This is a genomic window from Xenorhabdus khoisanae, assembly GCF_001037465.1.
Classification (GTDB): domain Bacteria; phylum Pseudomonadota; class Gammaproteobacteria; order Enterobacterales; family Enterobacteriaceae; genus Xenorhabdus; species Xenorhabdus khoisanae.
Map to the genome: position 1 here is coordinate 1 of NZ_LFCV01000220.1, position 1,038 is coordinate 1,038.

2 protein-coding genes are annotated in these 1,038 nt (G+C 33.7%); both read right to left on the reverse strand.

Annotation, left to right across the window (positions count from 1 at the left end; genetic code table 11):
• A partial coding sequence (locus AB204_RS22635) for a homoserine O-acetyltransferase/O-succinyltransferase family protein (protein ID WP_200898268.1) occupies positions 1–105 on the reverse strand: 105 nt, incomplete at its 3' end.
• 210 nt (positions 106–315) lie between these two features.
• On the reverse strand, positions 316–849 hold the full coding sequence (locus AB204_RS20275) for a GNAT family N-acetyltransferase (protein WP_053067964.1): 534 nt from the start codon (positions 847–849) through the stop codon (positions 316–318).
• Between the last annotated feature and the right edge of the window lie 189 nt (positions 850–1,038).

Below are 1,038 nucleotides of genomic sequence, written 5' to 3' on the forward strand. Positions count from 1 at the left end.
TGTGCGAATATTTTGAATACTTGCCCGTGTTGAGGTCATGACAAAGATGTTTTCATTGCGGAGAATATTTACCGCAGGTAATTCATCTGGTACACGGATAGGCATTGCTCGAAACCTCTACTATTTCAGTTTGCATGTTTAGACTTATAGATAGCTAAATTTAACAAAAAGATGAAAGCGATGTCGAGTTATTGTACTCAAATTGAAATTATTTCATTTTATTATATAGAAAATAGTAATCAGAATAAGGAAGGAAAAATTAAGGTGATATAGTCACAATACTATGTGATCAATATCAACCTTTCATAAATAAAATTAAAGATAGGCAGGTTTCATAACTTGATGGATCAGACAATCTTTAAACGCCTGATAACTCAGTTCGCTTAGTTGTTCAGGATAGCTTAAGATAACCAGCTCATGAGGTTCCCTATCAGGATGATAGCTTGGATGATGATGCAAAATTTCATAAGTCACAAATCCACATTGCTGATAAAAACGTAAGCGCTTACTAGATATTTCATCTACAACGGGATCAATTTCCAGAACAACTTTGCAGTGCTTGGTACAAAAAGCATCTAAAACACGTTTTCCATATCCTTGACCACGTAGCGATGAACTGATGGCAATATGTTCAATATAAAAGAAATCTTCAAATTTCCATGCGCCAATAAATCCAATAAATACATCAACATCAATTAATGCATAAAGATAGTAATTATCAACACCTAATATGGACAAACGGCCCTGATTGCTTCTCTGCTCATGTAAAGGAAAAGCTGTATTATATAGTTCATTAATGAGGTCAAAAAAATGATCTTGATGGCTATCGATTCTTCTAAATTTCAGCATATTCTTAGCAGTAACTTCATATAAATCAGTAAGTTTTATTGTTGAATAATGAAGCTAACACTGAAATAAAGTTATGTCTATTGTTATCGCTTTTTGAACTTCATCATAATTGATTTTTCCAACCCCAAACGCAAAAAAGCCATCCGGTTAAGGATGGCTTTTCTGACGTATTGAATGTCTGGCAGTGCC